Origin of the sequence: Xanthomonas sp. SS, from assembly GCF_014236835.1 — a bacterium.
Taxonomy (GTDB): Bacteria; Pseudomonadota; Gammaproteobacteria; order Xanthomonadales; family Xanthomonadaceae; genus Xanthomonas_A.
On record NZ_CP051190.1, the window covers coordinates 2,326,294 to 2,343,238 of the forward strand.

At 69.4% G+C, this 16,945-nt stretch carries 16 protein-coding genes; 9 read left to right on the plus strand and 7 right to left on the minus strand.

All coding sequences use genetic code 11. The features are described 5' to 3' along the window. Positions 1-249 precede the first annotated feature (249 nt). The 5 genes from HEP74_RS09575 to asnS are packed head-to-tail and all read right to left on the minus strand — an operon-like array spanning position 250 to position 3,282. Entirely contained in the window at positions 250-873 is a 624-nt protein-coding gene (locus tag HEP74_RS09575; protein WP_185816232.1) for an FMN-binding negative transcriptional regulator, read from the minus strand. A gap of 7 nt (positions 874-880) precedes the next feature. After that, positions 881-1,195 (minus strand): hypothetical protein, encoded by a 315-nt coding sequence (locus HEP74_RS09580; protein ID WP_185816233.1) that lies wholly within the window; start codon positions 1,193-1,195, stop codon positions 881-883. After that, positions 1,192-1,497, minus strand: a complete 306-nt coding sequence (locus HEP74_RS09585; protein ID WP_185816234.1) for a hypothetical protein — start codon at positions 1,495-1,497, stop codon at positions 1,192-1,194. Before HEP74_RS09585 ends, HEP74_RS09580 begins: the two co-directional genes overlap by 4 nt. Further along, entirely contained in the window at positions 1,494-1,925 is a 432-nt protein-coding gene (locus HEP74_RS09590; protein ID WP_185816235.1) for an ADP-ribosylation/crystallin J1, read from the minus strand. Before HEP74_RS09590 ends, HEP74_RS09585 begins: the two co-directional genes overlap by 4 nt. Further along, positions 1,882-3,282: an asparagine--tRNA ligase gene (gene asnS / locus HEP74_RS09595; RefSeq protein ID WP_185816236.1), complete on the minus strand. Its 1,401-nt coding sequence runs from the start codon at positions 3,280-3,282 to the stop codon at positions 1,882-1,884. The genes HEP74_RS09590 and asnS overlap by 44 nt, the downstream gene beginning before the upstream one ends. Before the next feature lie 141 nt (positions 3,283-3,423). Between asnS and HEP74_RS09600 the strand changes: the two genes are divergently transcribed. After that, positions 3,424-3,777 (plus strand): HesB/IscA family protein, encoded by a 354-nt coding sequence (locus HEP74_RS09600; RefSeq protein ID WP_185816237.1) that lies wholly within the window; start codon positions 3,424-3,426, stop codon positions 3,775-3,777. A gap of 15 nt (positions 3,778-3,792) precedes the next feature. Here the strand turns inward: HEP74_RS09600 and HEP74_RS09605 are convergent, their stop codons facing one another. Then, positions 3,793-4,581 (minus strand): 4'-phosphopantetheinyl transferase family protein, encoded by a 789-nt coding sequence (locus tag HEP74_RS09605; RefSeq protein ID WP_221893177.1) that lies wholly within the window; start codon positions 4,579-4,581, stop codon positions 3,793-3,795. A gap of 406 nt (positions 4,582-4,987) precedes the next feature. Here HEP74_RS09605 and rpsF point away from each other — a divergent pair, with 406 nt between their 5' ends. The 5 genes from rpsF (at position 4,988) to zipA (ending at position 10,814) form a co-directional block, all read left to right on the plus strand. After that, complete coding sequence (gene rpsF / locus HEP74_RS09610) at positions 4,988-5,422, plus strand: 30S ribosomal protein S6 (RefSeq protein ID WP_003473337.1); 435 nt, start codon at positions 4,988-4,990, stop codon at positions 5,420-5,422. Between the two features lie 11 nt (positions 5,423-5,433). Next, positions 5,434-5,664, plus strand: coding sequence for a 30S ribosomal protein S18 (rpsR, locus tag HEP74_RS09615; RefSeq protein ID WP_003473336.1), 231 nt, complete (start codon positions 5,434-5,436; stop codon positions 5,662-5,664). Positions 5,665-5,836: 172 nt separating this feature from the next. Further along, the gene (gene rplI / locus HEP74_RS09620) at positions 5,837-6,286 is read left to right on the plus strand and encodes a 50S ribosomal protein L9 (protein WP_185816238.1); all 450 of its coding nucleotides are present in this window, start codon (positions 5,837-5,839) and stop codon (positions 6,284-6,286) included. Between the two features lie 228 nt (positions 6,287-6,514). Beyond that, positions 6,515-10,018: a chromosome segregation protein SMC gene (smc, locus tag HEP74_RS09625; RefSeq protein ID WP_185816239.1), complete on the plus strand. Its 3,504-nt coding sequence runs from the start codon at positions 6,515-6,517 to the stop codon at positions 10,016-10,018. A 58-nt stretch (positions 10,019-10,076) separates the two neighbouring features. Continuing rightward, positions 10,077-10,814 (plus strand): cell division protein ZipA, encoded by a 738-nt coding sequence (zipA, locus tag HEP74_RS09630; RefSeq protein WP_185816240.1) that lies wholly within the window; start codon positions 10,077-10,079, stop codon positions 10,812-10,814. Between the two features lie 197 nt (positions 10,815-11,011). Here zipA and HEP74_RS09635 read toward each other — a convergent pair whose 3' ends face one another. After that, positions 11,012-12,136: a pyridoxal phosphate-dependent aminotransferase gene (locus tag HEP74_RS09635; RefSeq protein WP_185816241.1), complete on the minus strand. Its 1,125-nt coding sequence runs from the start codon at positions 12,134-12,136 to the stop codon at positions 11,012-11,014. Between the two features lie 354 nt (positions 12,137-12,490). On the opposite strand from HEP74_RS09635, the gene ligA reads away from it, so the two are divergent. The 3 genes from ligA to HEP74_RS09650 all read left to right on the plus strand — a co-directional run bounded on the left by ligA (position 12,491) and on the right by HEP74_RS09650 (position 16,854). Continuing rightward, positions 12,491-15,007: an NAD-dependent DNA ligase LigA gene (gene ligA / locus HEP74_RS09640; RefSeq protein ID WP_185816242.1), complete on the plus strand. Its 2,517-nt coding sequence runs from the start codon at positions 12,491-12,493 to the stop codon at positions 15,005-15,007. A gap of 40 nt (positions 15,008-15,047) precedes the next feature. Beyond that, a complete protein-coding gene (gene epmA / locus HEP74_RS09645; protein WP_185816243.1) occupies positions 15,048-16,007 on the plus strand; it encodes an EF-P lysine aminoacylase EpmA in 960 nt (319 codons plus the stop codon). Between the two features lie 139 nt (positions 16,008-16,146). Beyond that, positions 16,147-16,854, plus strand: coding sequence for a DUF3011 domain-containing protein (locus HEP74_RS09650; protein ID WP_185816244.1), 708 nt, complete (start codon positions 16,147-16,149; stop codon positions 16,852-16,854). The last annotated feature ends 91 nt before the right edge of the window (positions 16,855-16,945 follow it).

A 16,945-nucleotide genomic window follows, 5' to 3' on the forward strand; every position in this document is an offset into this window, starting at 1 on the left:
GATGGCCGAGCATGCAGTGCAGCTGTTGAGTTGTCGGAACGCCCGCTTCAGCCCCTCTCCCATCGGGAGAGGGGTTGGGGTGAGGGTACGCAGCGAAGCCCTCGCGATGTTCGCTTGCGCGAAGCTGCGCACGTCCCCATGCGCCCCTCTAAAGGGAGCTATGGTCGCGACGGGAGAAGAACGATTGCAGTGTCGTGTGCAGCCGCGTGCACCGACGGCAACGCCGCATGCGCAAGGCGCCTGCGCCGCTCAGCCGTACGGCAGGCGCTCGCGCATCAACGCGGCCACCGCCTGCGCGCCAGGATCGGCCTGCGCCTGCAAGGCCTCGCTCACCGCCATCACGTTCGCGGCCGGGTGGTTCTGGCTGAGCTTGAACTTCAGTTCCACCCGCTCCGGTTCGAAACGGAAGCCGACGATGCCGCGCAACTGGCGCCGGTGCGCGTCGTTGTGCGGCTCGTAGCGCCAGTCGCTGCCGAGCGCGCGCTCGTGGCGTTCGCTGAGCCGCGCCACGATGTCGGCCAGCAGCGCTTCGTCGTCGCTGACCTGCAGTTGGCCGTGCAGGTGCGCAGTGGCGTAGTTCCAGGTCGGCACGCGCGCCATCGCCTCCTTGTCCGGATACCAGCTCGGCGACACGTAGGCCTGCGGGCCATGCACGATCAGCAACGCAGGACCGGCATGGCGCGACTGTGGATTGGCGCGCGCCCAGTGGCCTTCGATCACGATGCGCGCGCCGTTGCGCCGGTAAAGCACCGGCAGAGGTGTGGCGCAGGGAAGGCCGTCGGCCACGGTGACCAGGGTCGCGAACGGGTCGCGCGCGATCAGCGCGTCGAGCGCGCTCAGGTCGGTTTCGGCGAACGCCGGCGGGACGTGCATCGGCCGCTCAGGCGCGTGCGCCGAGGGTCTGGGTCATGCGTCCGCGCAGCGCGGCATCGTCGTCGGCCTGCGGCGGCGCCACTTCATGCAGCGAGAAGCCGCGCGCCAGCGCATCGTCCTCGTCCAGGCCGTCGAAGGCGACGAACTCGGCGTCGAACAGCGCCGCCTGCGCGGTGTCCTCGCTGTCGTAGCTGAGCGTGTTGCCGTCGCTGTCCAGCACCTCGGCGGTGCCGGCGTCGCGCACGCGCAGGCGCGCCCACACCAGGATGCGGCCGAGGCTGGCCAGGTACCACCGATCGGCGGCGGATGCGTCTGAAGTCATGGAATCACCAGGGAAAGCAGCCAGAGCAGGGCCGCCATGCCCAGGCCGAAGAAGATGGTCAGCAGCGACAGCCAGGCCGGCGTCGCCAGCCCGGACAGCGAGCGATCGCCGAGCGGGCGGTAGCGCCGCGCCAGCAACCAGCCCAGCGCTATCGGCTTGAGAAACGCGCCGGGGCCGAACACCGCGACCAGCGGCGGATGCCGGTCGCGGATATGCACCAGGGTCAGCGGCCAGAAGATCAGGAACGCGCTGAACCCGGCGATGGCCACGCCGACGAAGCACAGCGCGAAGAACAGGATCATGCCGACGTCTCCTCAAGCGGTGCATCGAAGCGCGCAACGATCTCGATGAGACCGACGATATTGTCGTTCAGCGTTTCCAGCACATCGGCCGGGATCCACCACTCGGTGTGCTGCGCGCCGCCCACTTTCTGGATCGGGTAGGGCGCCAGGAATGCCGCGCGCACCGCGAACCGCGCCACGTAGCCGACGCCGCTGTCCTTGACGTTCCAGCGCCCGGCGATCTCCTCGGCGTAGCGCTGGTTGGTCACCGGATAGAAGATCGGCTGTTCCGGCAGCCGCGGCGGCCAGCGCCGGAACCCGGAATCGCGCACCAGCGCGAATTCCTCCGGTCCCAGCGGCCGGTACATGGTCACCGTGGCGTTGGCGTCGGCGTCGGCCATGTCCTCAGAACTCTGCGCTGCCCGGCGCGCGCGGGTAGGGGATCGCATCGCGGATGTTGCTCAGCCCGCAGATGTAGACCACCAGACGTTCGAAGCCCAGGCCGAAGCCGGCGTGCGGCACCGTGCCGTAGCGGCGGAAGTCGCGGTACCAGCCGTAGTGCTGCGGGTCCAGGCCGAACTGCACCATGCGCGTGTCCAGCACGTCCAGGCGCTCCTCGCGCTGGCTGCCGCCGATGATCTCGCCGATGCCCGGGGCCAGCACGTCCATCGCCGCTACGGTCTTGCCGTCGTCGTTCAGGCGCATGTAGAAGGCCTTGATGTGCTCGGGGTAGTTGGTCACCACTACCGGGCGGCCGACGTGCTGCTCGGTCAGCCAGCGCTCGTGCTCGGTCTGCAGGTCCAGGCCCCATTCCACCGGGAACTCGAACTTGTGCCCGGACTTCTGCAGCAGCGCGATCGCGTCGCCGTACTCGATGCGCTCGAACGGCGAGTTGATGAACGCCTCCAGCTTGCTGATCGCGGTCTTGTCCACGCGCTCGGCGATGAACGCCAGGTCGTCGCCGCGCTCCTCGAGCACCGCGCGGAACAGGTACTTGAGGAAGTCCTCGGCCACCCGCGCGTCCTCGGCCAGGTCGGCGAAGGCGATCTCCGGCTCGATCATCCAGAACTCGGCCAGGTGGCGGGTGGTGTGGCTGTTCTCGGCGCGGAAGGTCGGGCCGAAGGTGTAGACCTTGCTCAGCGCCAGGCAGTAGGCCTCCACGTTGAGCTGGCCGGACACGGTCAGGAAGGTTTCCTTGCCGAAGAAGTCGCGGCCGAAATCGACCTGGCCCTGGCCGTCGCGCGGCAGGTTGGCCAGGTCCAGGGTCGACACGCGGAACATCTGCCCGGCGCCTTCGGCATCGGAGGTGGTGATGATCGGGGTGCTGATCCAGTTGTAGCCGTTCTGGTGGAAATAGCGGTGCACCGCCTGCGCCAGGCAGTTGCGGATGCGGGTGACCGCGCCGAACAGGTTGGTGCGCGGGCGCAGGTGCGCAACCTCGCGCAGGAATTCCAGCGAATGCGCCTTGGGCTGGATCGGGTAGGTCTCCGGGTCCTCGACCCAGCCCACCACCTCGATCGCCTCGGCCTGGATCTCGAAGCTCTGGCCCTGGCCCTGCGAGGCGACCAGGCGCCCGCGCGCGATCACCGCGCAGCCGGCGGTCAGCCGCTTCACCTCCGCCTCGTAGTTGGGCAGCTCGGCCGGCGCCACCACCTGGATCGGCGCGAAGCAGGAGCCGTCGCTGACGTTGACGAAGGACAGCCCCGCCTTGGAATCGCGCCGGGTGCGGACCCAGCCGCGTACCGTCACTTCGCCGCCCGCCGGGATCTTCCCGGCCAGCGCATGCTCAACGCTCACCACCGTCATGACTTGAATCCTCGCCGCAGCGACTCGATATGGAACGGGCAAGTGTACTGGCTGAACCGCGGCGCTTGCGAGGCGTGGCGCGCATCCGCCGCCGCGCTTCCTCCCTATAATGACCGTTCGCTGTTCCCGGAGTCGTTCGCCATGGCCATCCATCTCACTCCCGTCGCCTTCGAGCGCGTGCAGCGCTTCGTCGCCCAGACCCCTGGCGCGCTGGGCCTGCGCTTCGGCGTCGAACGCACCGGTTGCTCGGGCTGGGGCCACGTCACCGACCTGGCGCGCGAGGCGCATCCGGACGATGCGGTGTTCGAGCAGGATGGGGTGCGCATCTACGTCAACGCCGCCAGCCTGCCGCTGGTCGACGGCACCGAGATCGACTTCGCCAAGCAGGGCCTGGGCGAGACCTTCATCTTTCGCAATCCCAACGCCACCGCCGAATGCGGTTGCGGCGAGAGCTTCACCACCGATGCAGAGCATGCGGCGGCCGCCGCGGGCTGAGCGCCGGCGCCGCGCTCACCACGCGTAGTGGGTCAGCACCAGCTGCGGATCCAGGTCCAGGCGCGCGAAGCCGATCTCGCAGACCTGTCCTTCGGCGAACTGCGCGCATAGCGTCTCGGTAAGCCGCAGGCGCAGCCGCTGTCGCGCCAGGTCGACCGCGCATACGCGCGCCGCGGCGAAGTCGAAATAACGCCCGACCACGCCGAACGCGGCCTTGAACAGGCTTTCCTTGGCTGAGAACAGCGCGGTCAGCAGCGCATCGTGCGACCACTGCGGATCGGCCGCGGCGGCCAACAGATCGGCTTCTTGCGCATCGATCGCCATGCTCAGCACGGCCTCGCGCGCGGCGGGCGCGAGCAGCCGTTCCAGGTCGATGCCGATGCCCTGGGCCTGGCCGGTCGGCAGCGCCACGGCCGCCGCGCAGCCGCCGCTATGGGAAATGCTGCCCAGGCTGCCGGCCGGCCAGCGCGGCTCGCGCGCCGTACCGATCGCGATCTCCGCCTGCGCCTGCGCCGGGCCGAGCGCCTCGCCCAGCGCCAGCCGCGCGGCCAGGCGCCCGAACAGGAATTCCGCCTGGCGCTTGCGCACGCTGCGCGCGACGCTGTCCGGGCAGGCGATCGCCGCGGCGGCGAAGGCCTGCGGCTGGAAGCGTTCGGCATCGAACGCCAGCGCGTACAGCGGCGTGCCGTCGTCCAGCAGGTAGCGGCGTGCGCTGCGCAGCGCGGTGGCGACTGGCGGCGGCAGGTCCAACTGCAGCGGCTGGCCGCCGCGTAGGGGAGGGTGGGCGTGCGGGTGGGCGCTCAACGCGCGTCCCCGGTCGCCATGCCGCAGATGCGGCAAGGGCGCGCGGCGCCGCGTACTCGCGCTGGCCCGGCTGCAAGCTCACGGCCTGGGGCAGCGGCCAGGACGGGCCATCGCGCGGAAAGCGGCGTGGCTTCGGTGGCTGGGAGTGCGGGCTGTCTACGGTTCATCCGGCGAGTGTCGCAAACCGGCGCCCATGCGGCGACAGCCTGGGCCGCCGCATTGTCTGCAGCAGGTGGTGCCCGCCATACATGCGCGTACGGCCGCCAACTTGCGGTGCGGCCCCTGCGCTGCCATACTTTCCGGCTTCCTGCGCCCGTCGTGGCGGGATCCCTTGCCCCACCGCACCCGTTTTGGGCCTCGCGGGGGGCTGTCCGGCCCTCGGGCCACATCCGAAAGGTATAACCACATGAGTCGTCATTACGAAATCGTGTTCCTGGTCCATCCGGACCAGAGCGAGCAGGTCCCGGCCATGATCGAGCGCTATAAGTCGCTGGTCGAGAACGGCAGCGGCACCATCCACCGTCTGGAAGACTGGGGCCGTCGCCAGCTGGCGTACCCGATCCAGAACCTGGTGAAGGCGCACTACGTCATGCTCAACATCGAAGTGGACCAGGCCATCCTCGCCGAACTGGTCGAGAGCTTCCGCTTCAACGACGCCGTGCTGCGCCACCTGGTGATCAAGCGCGACGGCCCGGACACCGAGCAGTCGCTGATCATGAAGAGCAAGGACGAGAAGGGCGACAAGCCCGAGCGTAGCGAGCGCCGTCGCCGCGACGACGAGGAAGGCGATGCGCCTGCCGCCGCCACCGAAACCGACGGCGACGCCGCCGAAGCCGCCTAAGGAGCACTGCCATGTCCAAGTTCTTCCGTCGCCGCAAGTTCTGCAAGTTCACCGCCGAGGGCGTCAAAGAGATCGACTACAAGGATCTCAACACCCTGCGCCAGTACCTCACCGAGAACGGCAAGATCGTGCCGAGCCGCGTGACCGGCACCAAGTCCAAGTACCAGCGTCAGCTGGCTACGGCGGTCAAGCGCTCGCGTTTCCTGGCGCTGATCCCGTACACGGACAACCACGATATTTGATGTGAGTCCCTCACAAGAGCCCGCACATCCATGTGCGGGTTGTTGAAGGAACAGCTTGGCTTCGGCGGGATTTTTCCATTCCCGATTCCCGGCAATCCCATCCCCGTCCTATTCGGACAGCAAGCGTTGCGGGCGCCTTCGGGCGTGCGCTAACGAATAACGGAGCAACACCATGCAACTGATTCTTCTGCAGAAAGTGACCAACCTGGGCGGCCTCGGCGACAAGGTCGACGTCAAGCCGGGCTATGGCCGCAACTTCCTGGTGCCGCAGGGCAAGGCCGTGCCGGCCACCGCCGCGAACATCGCCGAGTTCGAAGCCAAGCGCGCCGACTACGAAGCCAAGGCGCAGTCGATCCACGCCGACGCCGAGGCCCGTGCGGCCAAGCTGGAAGGCGCCAGCGTGACGGTCAAGGCCAACGCGTCCACCGAAGGCAAGCTGTACGGCTCGGTCGGCCCGCGCGATATCGCCGAGGCGTTCACCGCCGCCGGCCTGCCGCTGGAAAAGGGCGAAGTGGTGCTGGGCGAAGGCGCGTTCCGCAACATCGGCGAGTACGAGGTGCTGGTGCGCCTGCACGCCGACGTCGAGACCACGGTCAAGGTCGTGGTCGAAGCCGAAGCCTGATCCACGGCTTCATGCTGTACCGAAACGGGCACCGCAAGGTGCCCGTTTCGTTTGCGGCCTCCGGCCCCGGCCCCCGCCGGGTGCCGTTATACTCATCGGTTCGTGCCTGTTTCCTGTCCGGCGATCGTAGTCGTATCAAGGGCTTGAAAGCGGGACTTCACCTGGATATTCATTAGCGGCAGCGCGTGCCGGCCCGCCGGCCGCCGCCTGCCATGGATTGCCTGCCCCATGCGCCTGTCGACCATCAAGCTGTCCGGCTTCAAGTCCTTCGTCGATCCGACCACGCTGCACCTGCCGACCAACATGACCGGCATCGTCGGTCCGAACGGCTGCGGCAAGTCGAACATCATCGACGCGGTGCGCTGGGTGATGGGCGAAAGCTCGGCCAGCCGCCTGCGCGGCGACTCGCTGACCGACGTGATCTTCTCCGGCTCCTCGGCGCGCAAGCCGGTGTCGCAGGCCACGGTGGAACTGATCTTCGACAACTCCGACCACACCATCTCCGGCGAGTACGCCTCGTTCAACGAGATCTCGGTCAAGCGCCAGGTCAGCCGCGACGGCAGCAGCAGCTACTACCTCAACGGCACCAAGTGCCGGCGCCGCGACATCACCGACCTGTTCCTGGGCACCGGCCTGGGCCCGCGCAGCTACTCGATCATCGAGCAGGGCATGATCAGCCAGATCATCGAGGCGCGCCCGGAAGATCTGCGTGTGTACCTGGAAGAGGCGGCCGGCATCTCCAAGTACAAGGAACGGCGCAAGGAGACCGAAACTCGCATCCGCCATACCCGCGAGAACCTGGAACGCCTGGGCGACCTGCGCGAGGAGATCGGCAAGCAGCTCGAGCACCTCAAGCGCCAGGCGCGCCAGGCCGAGCAGTACCAGGCGCTGCAGGAGGAACGCAAGGTCAAGGACGCGCAGTGGAAGGCGCTGGAATACCGCGGCCTGGACGGCAAGCTGCAGGGCCTGCGCGAGGCGCTGGGCCAGGAAGAGACGCGCCTGCAGCAGTTCATCGCCGAGCAGCGCGAGGCCGAGGCGCGGATCGAAACCGGCCGCGTGCGCCGCGAGGAAGCGGCCGACGCCTTGAGCAAGGCCCAGGCCGAGGTCTACCAGGTCGGCAGCACGCTGGCGCGCATCGAGCAGCAAATCCAGCACCAACGCGACCTGTCGCAGCGCCTGCACAAGGCGCGCGACGAAGCGCAGCTGGCGCTGGCCGAACTCGGCCAGCACATCAGCGGCGACGAGGCCAAGCTGTCGCTGTTGCGCGAGTCGGTGGACATCGCCGGACCGCAGCTGGAGCAGTTGCAGGAAGACAACGAATACAAGCAGGAAGCCCTGCGCGACGCCGAGGCCAAACTGGCCGACTGGCAGCAGCGTTGGGAAACCCACCAGCGCTACACCGCCGAGGCCTCGCGCGCCGGCGAAGTCGAGCGCACCCGCGTCGATTACCTGGACCGGCAATCGCTGGAAGCCGAGCGCCGCCGCGAAGCGCTGGCCGCCGAGCGCGCCGGGCTGGACCTGGACGCGCTGGCCGCCGCCTTCGAGCAGGTGGAACTGCAGCACGAGACGCAGCGCGCCGCGCTGGACGGGCTCAACGAGCAGGTCGAAACCCGCAAGCAGGCGCTGACCGCGCTGCAGGAACAGCAGCGCGGCGCGCAGGCCGAGCTGGCCGAGGTGCGCAAGCAGGCGCAGGCCGCGCGCGGCCGGCTGTCGTCGCTGGAAACCCTGCAGCAGGCCGCGCTCGGCCAGGAGCAGGGCGCCGCGGTGGCCTGGCTGAAGGCGCGCGGGCTGGATTCGGCGGCGCGCGTGGGCGAGCGCATCAGCGTCGAGAGCGGCTGGGAAAACGCGGTCGAAGGCGCGCTCGGGCAATTGATCGAAGGCGTGCTGGTCGATGCGCCAGAGACCCTGGTCGATGCGCTGGGCGAACTCGGCGAAGGCCGCATTGCGCTGGTCAGCAGCGACGAAGAGGCCGGCAACTTCGCGCCGACCTCGCTTGCCGCCAAGGTGCAGGGCCCGATCGCGATCCGCCGCCTGCTGTCGCGGCTGCACGCGGCCGAGGACCTTGCCGCCGCACGCGCCTTGCTGCCGCAGCTGGGCGAGGGCGACTCGATCATCACCCGCGACGGCGCGCGCCTGGGCGAGGGCTGGCTGCGCGTGTCGCGCTCCGGCGCGGCCAAGCAGGGCGCCTTGCTGCGCGAGCGCGAGATCCAGGCGCTGCGCGGCCAGATCGACGCGCTGCAGGACCGCGAAGCCGAGCTGGACCAGCGCCTGGCGAGCCTGCGCGAGCAGTCGCTGGCCGCCGAGCAGCAGCGCGAGGAAGCGCAGCGCCAGCTGTACCAGGCGCACCGCAGCGTGTCCGAACTGGCCGGGCAACTGCAGAGCCAGCAGGGCAAGGTGGACGCCGCGCGCACCCGCATCGAGCGCATCGAGACGGAGATCGCGCAGCTGCTGGAAACCCTGGACGGCAGCCGCGAGCAGGCGCGCGAGGCGCGTTCCAAGCTGGAAGACGCGGTCACCAGCATGGGCGACCTGGAAAGCACCCGGCACATGCTGGAGAGCGAGCGCCGCCAGCTCACCGAAGCGCGCGACCTGGCCCGCGATGCCGCGCGCCGGGTGCGCGAGGCCGCGCATGCGCTGGCCCTGACCCTGGAATCGCAACGCACCCAGATCGCCTCGCTGAGCCAGGCGCTGGAGCGCATGGGCAACCAGCGCGGGCAACTGGATTCGCGCCTGGGCGAACTCAGCGCGCAGCTCAGCGAAGGCGATTCGCCGGTGCATGCGCTGGAAGCCGAGCACCAGGCCGCGCTCAGCGAACGCGTGCGCACCGACCGCGCGCTGGGCGAGGCGCGCGCGCTGCTGGACGGCATCGACAACGAATTGCGCGGCCTGGAACAGACCCGCCAGCAGCGCGACGAACAGGCATTGGCGCAGCGCGAGCGCATCGCCCAGCGCCGTCTCGACCAGCAGGCGCTGGTACTCAGCGCCGAGCAGCTGTCGGCGGCGGTGGTCAAGGCCGGTTTCGTGCTCGAGGACGTGATCAACGGCCTGCCCGAACAGGCCGATCCGGCCGAATGGGAGCAGGCGGTGCAACAGATCGACGGACGCATGCGTCGCCTGGAGCCGGTCAACCTGGCCGCGATCAGCGAATACGGCGAGGCCGCGCAGCGCTCCGAGTATCTGGAAGCGCAGGACATCGATCTGAACACCGCGCTGGAAACCCTGGAGGACGCGATCCGCAAGATCGACCGCGAAACCCGCGGCCGCTTCAAGGACACCTTCGACCGGGTCAATTCCGGCGTGCAGGCGCTGTATCCGCGCCTGTTCGGCGGCGGCCACGCCTATCTGGAACTGACCGGCGAAGACCTGCTCGACACCGGCGTGGCGATCATGGCGCGCCCGCCCGGCAAGCGCGTGTCCAGTATCTCGCTGCTGTCCGGCGGCGAGAAGGCGATGACCGCGGTGGCGCTGGTGTTCGCGATCTTCCAGCTCAACCCGGCGCCGTTCTGCCTGCTCGACGAGGTCGACGCGCCGCTGGACGAAGCCAACGTCGGCCGCCTGGCGGCGATGGTCAAGGAAATGAGCGAGAAAGTGCAGTTCCTGTTCGTCAGCCACAACAAGGCCACGATGGAAGCGGCGCACCAGCTCAGCGGCGTCACCATGCGCGAGCCGGGCGTCAGCCGCCTGGTCAGCGTGGACCTCGAGGAAGCCGCGCGTTTGGCGGGCGCGGCCTGACGTGACATGCTAAATACCTTGTCTTCCCCCTACGCACCCCTGCCGGAGTAACCCCCGAATGTCCGACATGGCAATGCTGCGCATCGGCATCCTCGCCGCCGGTCTGTTGTTGATCGCGGCGATCTTCCTGTTCGGCCGCCCGAAGAAACCGACCCAGGGCCGGCGCGTCGAACCGGCCGACCCGGCCGCGCCGCGGCGCGAGCCCTCGCTCGGCGATGCCGCGGTTGCCGCCGACGGCGACGCGATCGCCGCGCCCGATCAGGACGGCGCGCTCGGCCAGCCCGAACTGGGCCTGTCCGCCGCCGAGGCGGCCAATGCCGACCTCGGCAAGCGGCCGAGCCAGGACTTCGACAAGATCGTCTCGCTGTACGTCGCTGCGCGCGCTGGTCAGGTGCTGCGCGGCGAGGACATCGTCGTCGCTGCCGAGAAGACCGGGCTGGTGTTCGGCCACATGAGCGTGTTCCACCGCCTGGTCGAAGGCCATCCCGAGCGCGGCCCGATCTTCAGCATGGCCAGCATCATGAAGCCAGGCAGCTTCGACATGGCCCACATCCGCGAGATGGAGACCCCGGCGATCGCGTTCTTCCTGACCCTGCCGGCGCCGCTGACCGCGCTCGACGCCTGGGAAAAGATGCTGCCGACCGTGCAGCGCATGGGCGAACTGCTCGACGGCGTGGTCCTGGACGACAGCCGCAACGCCCTCGGCCGCCAGCGCATCGCCCACATCCGCGACGAACTGCGCGCCTACGACCGCCAGCATCAGGCGCCGCCGTTGACGAAGGCCCCACGCTGGTAAGTGTGGGGCCGGGATTGGGGAGTCGGGATTCGTAAAAGCGATTCGCTAGCGCCCCCTTCTCCCGGCGGGACTCACGGCCCCCTTTTTGGGGGAAGGTGCCCCGAAGGGGCGGATGAGGGTACGGGCGAAGCCTAGCGCGCCATAGCCCGGCTTTTACGAATCCCCAATCCCGACTCCCCAATCCCGAAGCGCGCGCGCTACTTGCGCGCTTTCAACACCGCCTCACGAAACCGCAGCATCTCCGCCTCGGTGCCGACGGTCACCCGCACCAGCTTCGGCCAGATCGGCCAGCTGCGGCCGATCATCACCCCTTGCTTGGCCATCGCCGCGGCGAACGCCTTGCTGTCGCGCTTGACGTCGACCATGAAGCAGTTGGCCTGCGACGGCAGGCACTTGTAGCCCTTGCTCTGCAGCCAGGCGATGGTCTCGTTGCGGATCCGCGCGTTCTCCGCGCGCCGCGCCGGCACCAGTTGCACGTCGCGCAGGCTGGCGACGCCGGCGGCCACCGCCGTGATCGCCACCGGGTTCTCGCCGAACGCGGCCAGCTTGGTCAGCAGCCCCGGCGAGGCCACCGCCAGGCCCAGGCGCAGCCCGGCCATGCCGTACAGCTTGGAGAAGGTGCGCAGCACCAGCAGGTCCTGGCGCTGGCCGATCAGGTCGATCACCGAGGGCTGCTCGCTGTAGTGGATATAGGCCTCGTCGACCAGCAGCACGCTGGAGGCGGGCTTGTTGGCCAGCAGCCATTCGATGTCGGCGCGCGCGGTGATCGAGCCGGTCGGATTGTTCGGGTTGCACAGATAGATCAGCCCGGCGTTCGGATCGGCGCTGGCCATCGCCTTGACGTCGTGCCCGCCGTCGGCGCGCAGCGGCACCCGCCGCACCGGCGCGCCGTGCGCGGCGGCGACATCGGCCACCGCTTCGAAGGTCGGATCGGCCACCACCACGCCGGCGCGGGCCGAGGTGAACGCGCGCGCGGCACGGTTGAGCGGGTCGCTGGAGCCGGGATACACCGCGACGTGGTCGCTGGGCAGCTGATGCTCGCCGGCGAACAGCGCGATCAGGTCGTTCTGCAGGTCGAACAGGTAGCGCCCGGCGCGCGGCAGGATCGCCTGCGCCGCGTCCAGCGCAGCCGGCGCCGGACCCAGCGGACATTCGTTGAAGTTCAGATAGACCGGGCCGGCCGCAGGGGCCACGCCGGGCGTCGCGACCGCCGCCGCCTTGCGCTTTGCCGCCTCCGCAGCGGGCGCCAGGCCCAGTGCACCGACCGCCAGGCCCGAGGTGGCGAGGGAAAGGAAGGAACGGCGCGAAACCGGTAGCGACACGGGCACTCTCCAGCGAAACGTCAGGGCAGGGAGGCAAACCTAATGTTTCCTTAACGTTTCGGCAAGTTTTCTGAATCGGGTTCGAACAGGGGAGTGGGGAAAGGAGAATGGGGAATCGGAAAAGCGCGGCGCCGCGCTCGGCGCGTCCGCTTGAGCCCCTCTCCCCTCGGGAGAGGGGTTGGGGTGAGGGTACGGCGCGCGCCACAGCCTCGATCGCCGTTCGCCATGTTCCATTGCCGCCGCACCTGGCGCGCCAAGGACACCGCCACCGCCGCAAACCTCGCCCGCATTTCCCCTTGCCAGACACCCAGTTACTATCGCCCCCTTTCCGTCACCGGACTCTGGCTGCCGCGCATGACCGCTCCATCCGATCCCCAGCAGCGCGCCGCCGAACTGCGCCAGCGAATCGAAGACGCCAACGACCGCTACTACGTGCACGACGATCCGTCGATCACCGATGCCGAGTACGACGCGTTGATGCGCGAACTGGAGGCGCTGGAAGCCGAGCACCCGCAGCTGGCGCGCGACGACTCGCCGACCCGCACCGTCGGCGCGCGGCCCGACGGCGGCTTCCCGGAAGTGCGGCACGCGATCCCGATGCTGTCGCTGGCCAACGCGTTCGAGACGCCGGGCGTGGCCGAGGATGCCGACGACCGCGAACGCTTCGCCGAAGTCGCCGATTTCGAGCGGCGCATCGAGCGCGCGCTGGACCTGGCCGCGCCGGTGTTCTCGGTCGAGCCGAAGCTGGACGGCCTGGCGATCAGCCTGCGCTACGAGGACGGCGTGTTCGCGCAGGGCGCCACCCGCGGCGACGGCAGCACCGGCGAGGACGTCACCGCCAACCTGCGCCAGGTGCGCTCGGTGCCGCTGAAGCTGCGCGACCTGGGTACGCCGTTTCCGGCCGTGCTCGAAGTACGCGGCGAGATCTACATGCCGCGCGCGGCCTTCGCCGACTGGAACGCCAAGGCGCTGGAACGCAACGAGAAACTGCTCGCCAATCCGCGCAACGGTGCCGCCGGTTCGCTGCGCCAGCTCGATCCGGCGGTCACCCGGCGGCGGCCGCTGGCGTTCTTCGCCTATTCGGTCGGCGAGGTGCGTGGCCTGGAGTTGCCCGAGACCCATTCGCAGACCTTGGCCCTGCTGCGCCGCTACGGCTTCCCGGTGGCGTCGGAAGTTGCGACGGCGACCGGCTTCGACGGCCTGATCGCGTATTTCCGCCGCATCGGCGCCAGGCGCGACGCGCTGCCGTACGACATCGACGGCGTGGTCTACAAGCTCGACGACTACGACCAGCAGGCGGCGATGGGGTTCGTCTCGCGCGCGCCGCGCTGGGCGCTGGCGCACAAGTTCCCGGCGCAGGAGCAGTCCACCGTGCTGCGCGCGATCGAAGTGCAGATCGGCCGCACCGGTGCGGTCACGCCGGTGGCGCGGCTGGAGCCGGTGCAGGTCGCCGGCGTCACCGTCACCAACGCGACCTTGCACAACGCCGACCAGATCGCGCGGCTGGACGCGCGCGAAGGCGACACCGTGATCGTGCGCCGCGCCGGCGATGTGATTCCCGAAGTGGTGCGGGTCATCGAAGAGCGCCGCCCGGCCGGCACGCGGCCGTGGACGATGCCGGCCACGTGCCCGGTGTGCGGTTCGGACATCGTGCGCGAAGAGGACGCGGTGGCCTGGCGCTGCAGCGGTGGTCTGGCCTGCGCGGCGCAGCGCAAGGAGGCCGTGCGCCATTTCGCTTCGCGCCGGGCCATGGACATCGAGGGCCTGGGCGATCGCCAGGCCGATGCCCTGGTCGAATTCGGTTTCGTGCATTCGCTGGCCGATCTGTACGCGCTAAGCGTCGAAGACCTGGTGCGGATGAAGGCGGCGCTGGACGCGGCCACGGCCGCCGACCTAGTGCAGGCCGTCAACGACAGCAAGGGCGCGCTGACGCTCGATGCGCAGGCGCAGCCGCTGCTGGCGCAGGAATCCCCGGACTGGAAGCGCGCCGACTTCCTGCGCGCGCATCTGGCCGTGGATCTGGGCGGCAAGCTGGCGACGAAATGGGCGGAGAACCTGGTCGCCGGCATCGCCGCCAGCCGCAACACCACCTTGCCGCGGTTCCTGTTCGCGCTCGGCATTCCGCACCTGGGCGAAACCACCGCCAAGGCGCTCGCGCACTGGCTGGGAGCGCTGGACTTCGTGCGCAGCACGCCGGCGGTGCTGCTGCAGGCCTTGCCCGATATCGGCGGCGAAGTCGCGCGTTCGATCGCGACCTTCTTCGAACAACCCGGCAACGCCGCGGTGGTCGATGCGCTGATCGAGGCGGGCATCCGTTTCGCAGACGAGGGTAGGCCGCCGGCGGAACTGCGCGAGCGGCTCGACCTGGCGCACCTGCTGACCACGCTGCCGGTGGACAAGCTCGGCGGCAAGAGCGCGCAACGGCTGGCCGCGACCTACGGCACGCTCGATGCGCTGTTGCGCGCCAACGAAAGCGGCTGGACCGGCGCCGGGCTGTCGGCGGCGGGCGCGGCCAATCTCGCCGCCTATCTGGCCGATGACGCGCGGCTGCAGGCCTTGCGCGCCGCCGACGCGGCGATGCGGCGCCTGCTCGATGCGGCGCCGGCGCAGGCCGAGCGCCGCGCCGCGCCGCTGGACGGGCAGACCGTGGTGCTGACCGGCACGTTGCAGCAACTCAGCCGCGATGCGGCCAAGGCGCGCTTGGAAGCGCTGGGCGCGAAGGTCGCCGGCAGCGTGTCGAAGAAGACCAGCTTCGTCGTCGCCGGCGCCGAGGCCGGTTCCAAGCTGGACAAGGCACAGGAGCTAGGCGTTGCGGTGTGGGACGAGGCGCAATTGCTGGCCTTGCTCGGCGAGCACGAGGGGAAGGGGTGAGCCGGCTTCCAGACGCGACGCACCCGATCGGATCGCGGCGATGAGCGAGGCCGTGGACCTCGCGGCGCTGCGCCTGCGCGCCGCACTCAATGCGCGCATCCGTGCCTTCTTCGCCGCGCGCGACGTGCTCGAGGTGGAGACGCCGATGCTGTCGGCGGCTGGCAACACCGAGCCCAACATCGACAGTTTCCAGACCCGCTTCAGCGGCCACGTCGATGCTGGCCCGGCGCTGCGCTGGCTGCGCACCTCGCCCGAGTACCCGCTGAAACGGCTGCTGGCCGCCGGCGTCGGCGATTGCTACGAACTCGGCCGGGTGTTCCGCAACGGCGAGGCCGGCGGCCGCCACAATCCCGAATTCACCATGCTCGAGTGGTACCGGGTCGGCTGGAATCACCTGCGACTGGTCGACGAGACCGTGGCGCTGGTGCGCGAGGCGCTGGCGCTGGTCGCGCGCACGGCGACGCTGCAGGTCGTCACCTATCGGCAACTGTTCCTGGATACGCTGGGCATCGATCCATTGCTGGCGCCGCTGGATACGTTGCAGCAGCCATTGCGCGATATCCGCATCGACGCTGCAGGGCTGACCCGCGACGACTGGCTCGACCTGCTGATGACCCATCGCCTGCAATCCGCATTCCCGGCCGATCGCATCACCGTGGTCCACGACTGGCCGGCTTCGCAGTGCGCGCTGGCGCGCATCCGCGACGTGCAGCCGCCGGTGGCCGAGCGCTTCGAGCTGTACCTGGGCAGCTACGAGCTGGCCAACGGCTACCACGAACTCAACGATGCGGCCGAGCAGCGGCGCCGCTTCCTGCGCGATCACGCGCTGCGCCGCGAGCGCGGCGCGCAACTGCCGCCGCTGGACGAGCGTTTGCTGCAGGCCTTGCCGGCGCTGCCCGATTGCGCAGGCGTGGCGGTCGGCGTGGATCGCTTGCTGATGGCAATGCGCGGCACCGTGTCGATCGGCGATGTGCTCGCCTACGATTTCGCGCGAGCCTGAACCGTGCGCCGTTCATGTAGCATCTTCTTGCTTTGTCGACATCGATGATGGTTTGATCCAGCCCTGCATGCGGTCGATGCGCGATATCGGTGGAGTGGTCTTCGTTGTTCAGGTTCCACGCATAGGGGCAGAGCCAAGCATGAAGTGGTCGTACGGGCTCGGGAGCTGGTGTTGGTTGGGGTTGGCGGTATCCGCGTGTCCGGCGAAAGCGTTTGCGCAGGCGCCGGACGGCTATGACGCCGCGGTGGTGCGTTGCGAATCGCGCGATATGAGCTGGGTGCATTGCCCGATGCCGACCGAACAGGGCGTGGAATTGATCCGCCAATTGTCCGACAACGACTGCATCCGCGGCAGCGAGTGGGGCTCGGACGGCACCGGGGTGTGGGTGACGCTGGGTTGCCGCGCCGAGTTCCGCTCCAATCCGCCGCAGCCCACGCGCAGCGCGATGCGCCGCGTGTTGCGCTGCGAATCCGACGGCCGGGTCGAGAGCTGCCCGGTGATGCTGCGCGGCGCGCCGGTACGGCTGATGCGCCAGCTGTCCTCGGTGCCGTGCCGCGAGGAGCGCAGCTGGGGCGTGCGCCGCAACGAGATCTGGGTGTCGCGCGGTTGCCGCGGCGAGTTCGAGATCGGTGCCAGCGACGGGTCCGGCTTTCCGGTCGGCGCGCGTCCGGTGCTGTGCGAGTCCAAGGGCCGCTCGCGGCGCCGCTGCGGGGTCAGCATCCACAGCAGCGTGCAGCTGCGCCGGCAGCTGTCCGGCACCGCCTGCGTGCAGGACGACAGCTGGGGCTGGGACCGCGACGGCATCTGGGTGGACAAGGGCTGCCGCGCCGAATTCAGCGTCAACTGAGCGGCCCCGTCGCTGCGCACACGCCAGGCCGCGCGCCCATGGCCACCGCCGCGCCGCTTTTGCGAATCCCTAATCCCCACTCCCCAATCCC

Coding starts and splice junctions, on each gene's coding strand:
- HEP74_RS09650 (WP_185816244.1), top strand. CDS start 16,147: ATGAAGTGGTCGTACGGGCTCGGGAGCTGGTGTTGGTTGGGGTTGGCG.
- smc (WP_185816239.1), top strand. CDS start 6,515: ATGCGCCTGTCGACCATCAAGCTGTCCGGCTTCAAGTCCTTCGTCGAT.
- zipA (WP_185816240.1), top strand. CDS start 10,077: ATGTCCGACATGGCAATGCTGCGCATCGGCATCCTCGCCGCCGGTCTG.
- HEP74_RS09600 (WP_185816237.1), top strand. CDS start 3,424: ATGGCCATCCATCTCACTCCCGTCGCCTTCGAGCGCGTGCAGCGCTTC.
- HEP74_RS09585 (WP_185816234.1), bottom strand. CDS start 1,497: ATGATCCTGTTCTTCGCGCTGTGCTTCGTCGGCGTGGCCATCGCCGGG.
- rpsF (WP_003473337.1), top strand. CDS start 4,988: ATGAGTCGTCATTACGAAATCGTGTTCCTGGTCCATCCGGACCAGAGC.
- epmA (WP_185816243.1), top strand. CDS start 15,048: ATGAGCGAGGCCGTGGACCTCGCGGCGCTGCGCCTGCGCGCCGCACTC.
- asnS (WP_185816236.1), bottom strand. CDS start 3,282: ATGACGGTGGTGAGCGTTGAGCATGCGCTGGCCGGGAAGATCCCGGCG.
- ligA (WP_185816242.1), top strand. CDS start 12,491: ATGACCGCTCCATCCGATCCCCAGCAGCGCGCCGCCGAACTGCGCCAG.
- HEP74_RS09575 (WP_185816232.1), bottom strand. CDS start 873: ATGCACGTCCCGCCGGCGTTCGCCGAAACCGACCTGAGCGCGCTCGAC.
- rplI (WP_185816238.1), top strand. CDS start 5,837: ATGCAACTGATTCTTCTGCAGAAAGTGACCAACCTGGGCGGCCTCGGC.
- HEP74_RS09590 (WP_185816235.1), bottom strand. CDS start 1,925: ATGCGATCCCCTACCCGCGCGCGCCGGGCAGCGCAGAGTTCTGAGGAC.
- rpsR (WP_003473336.1), top strand. CDS start 5,434: ATGTCCAAGTTCTTCCGTCGCCGCAAGTTCTGCAAGTTCACCGCCGAG.
- HEP74_RS09580 (WP_185816233.1), bottom strand. CDS start 1,195: ATGACTTCAGACGCATCCGCCGCCGATCGGTGGTACCTGGCCAGCCTC.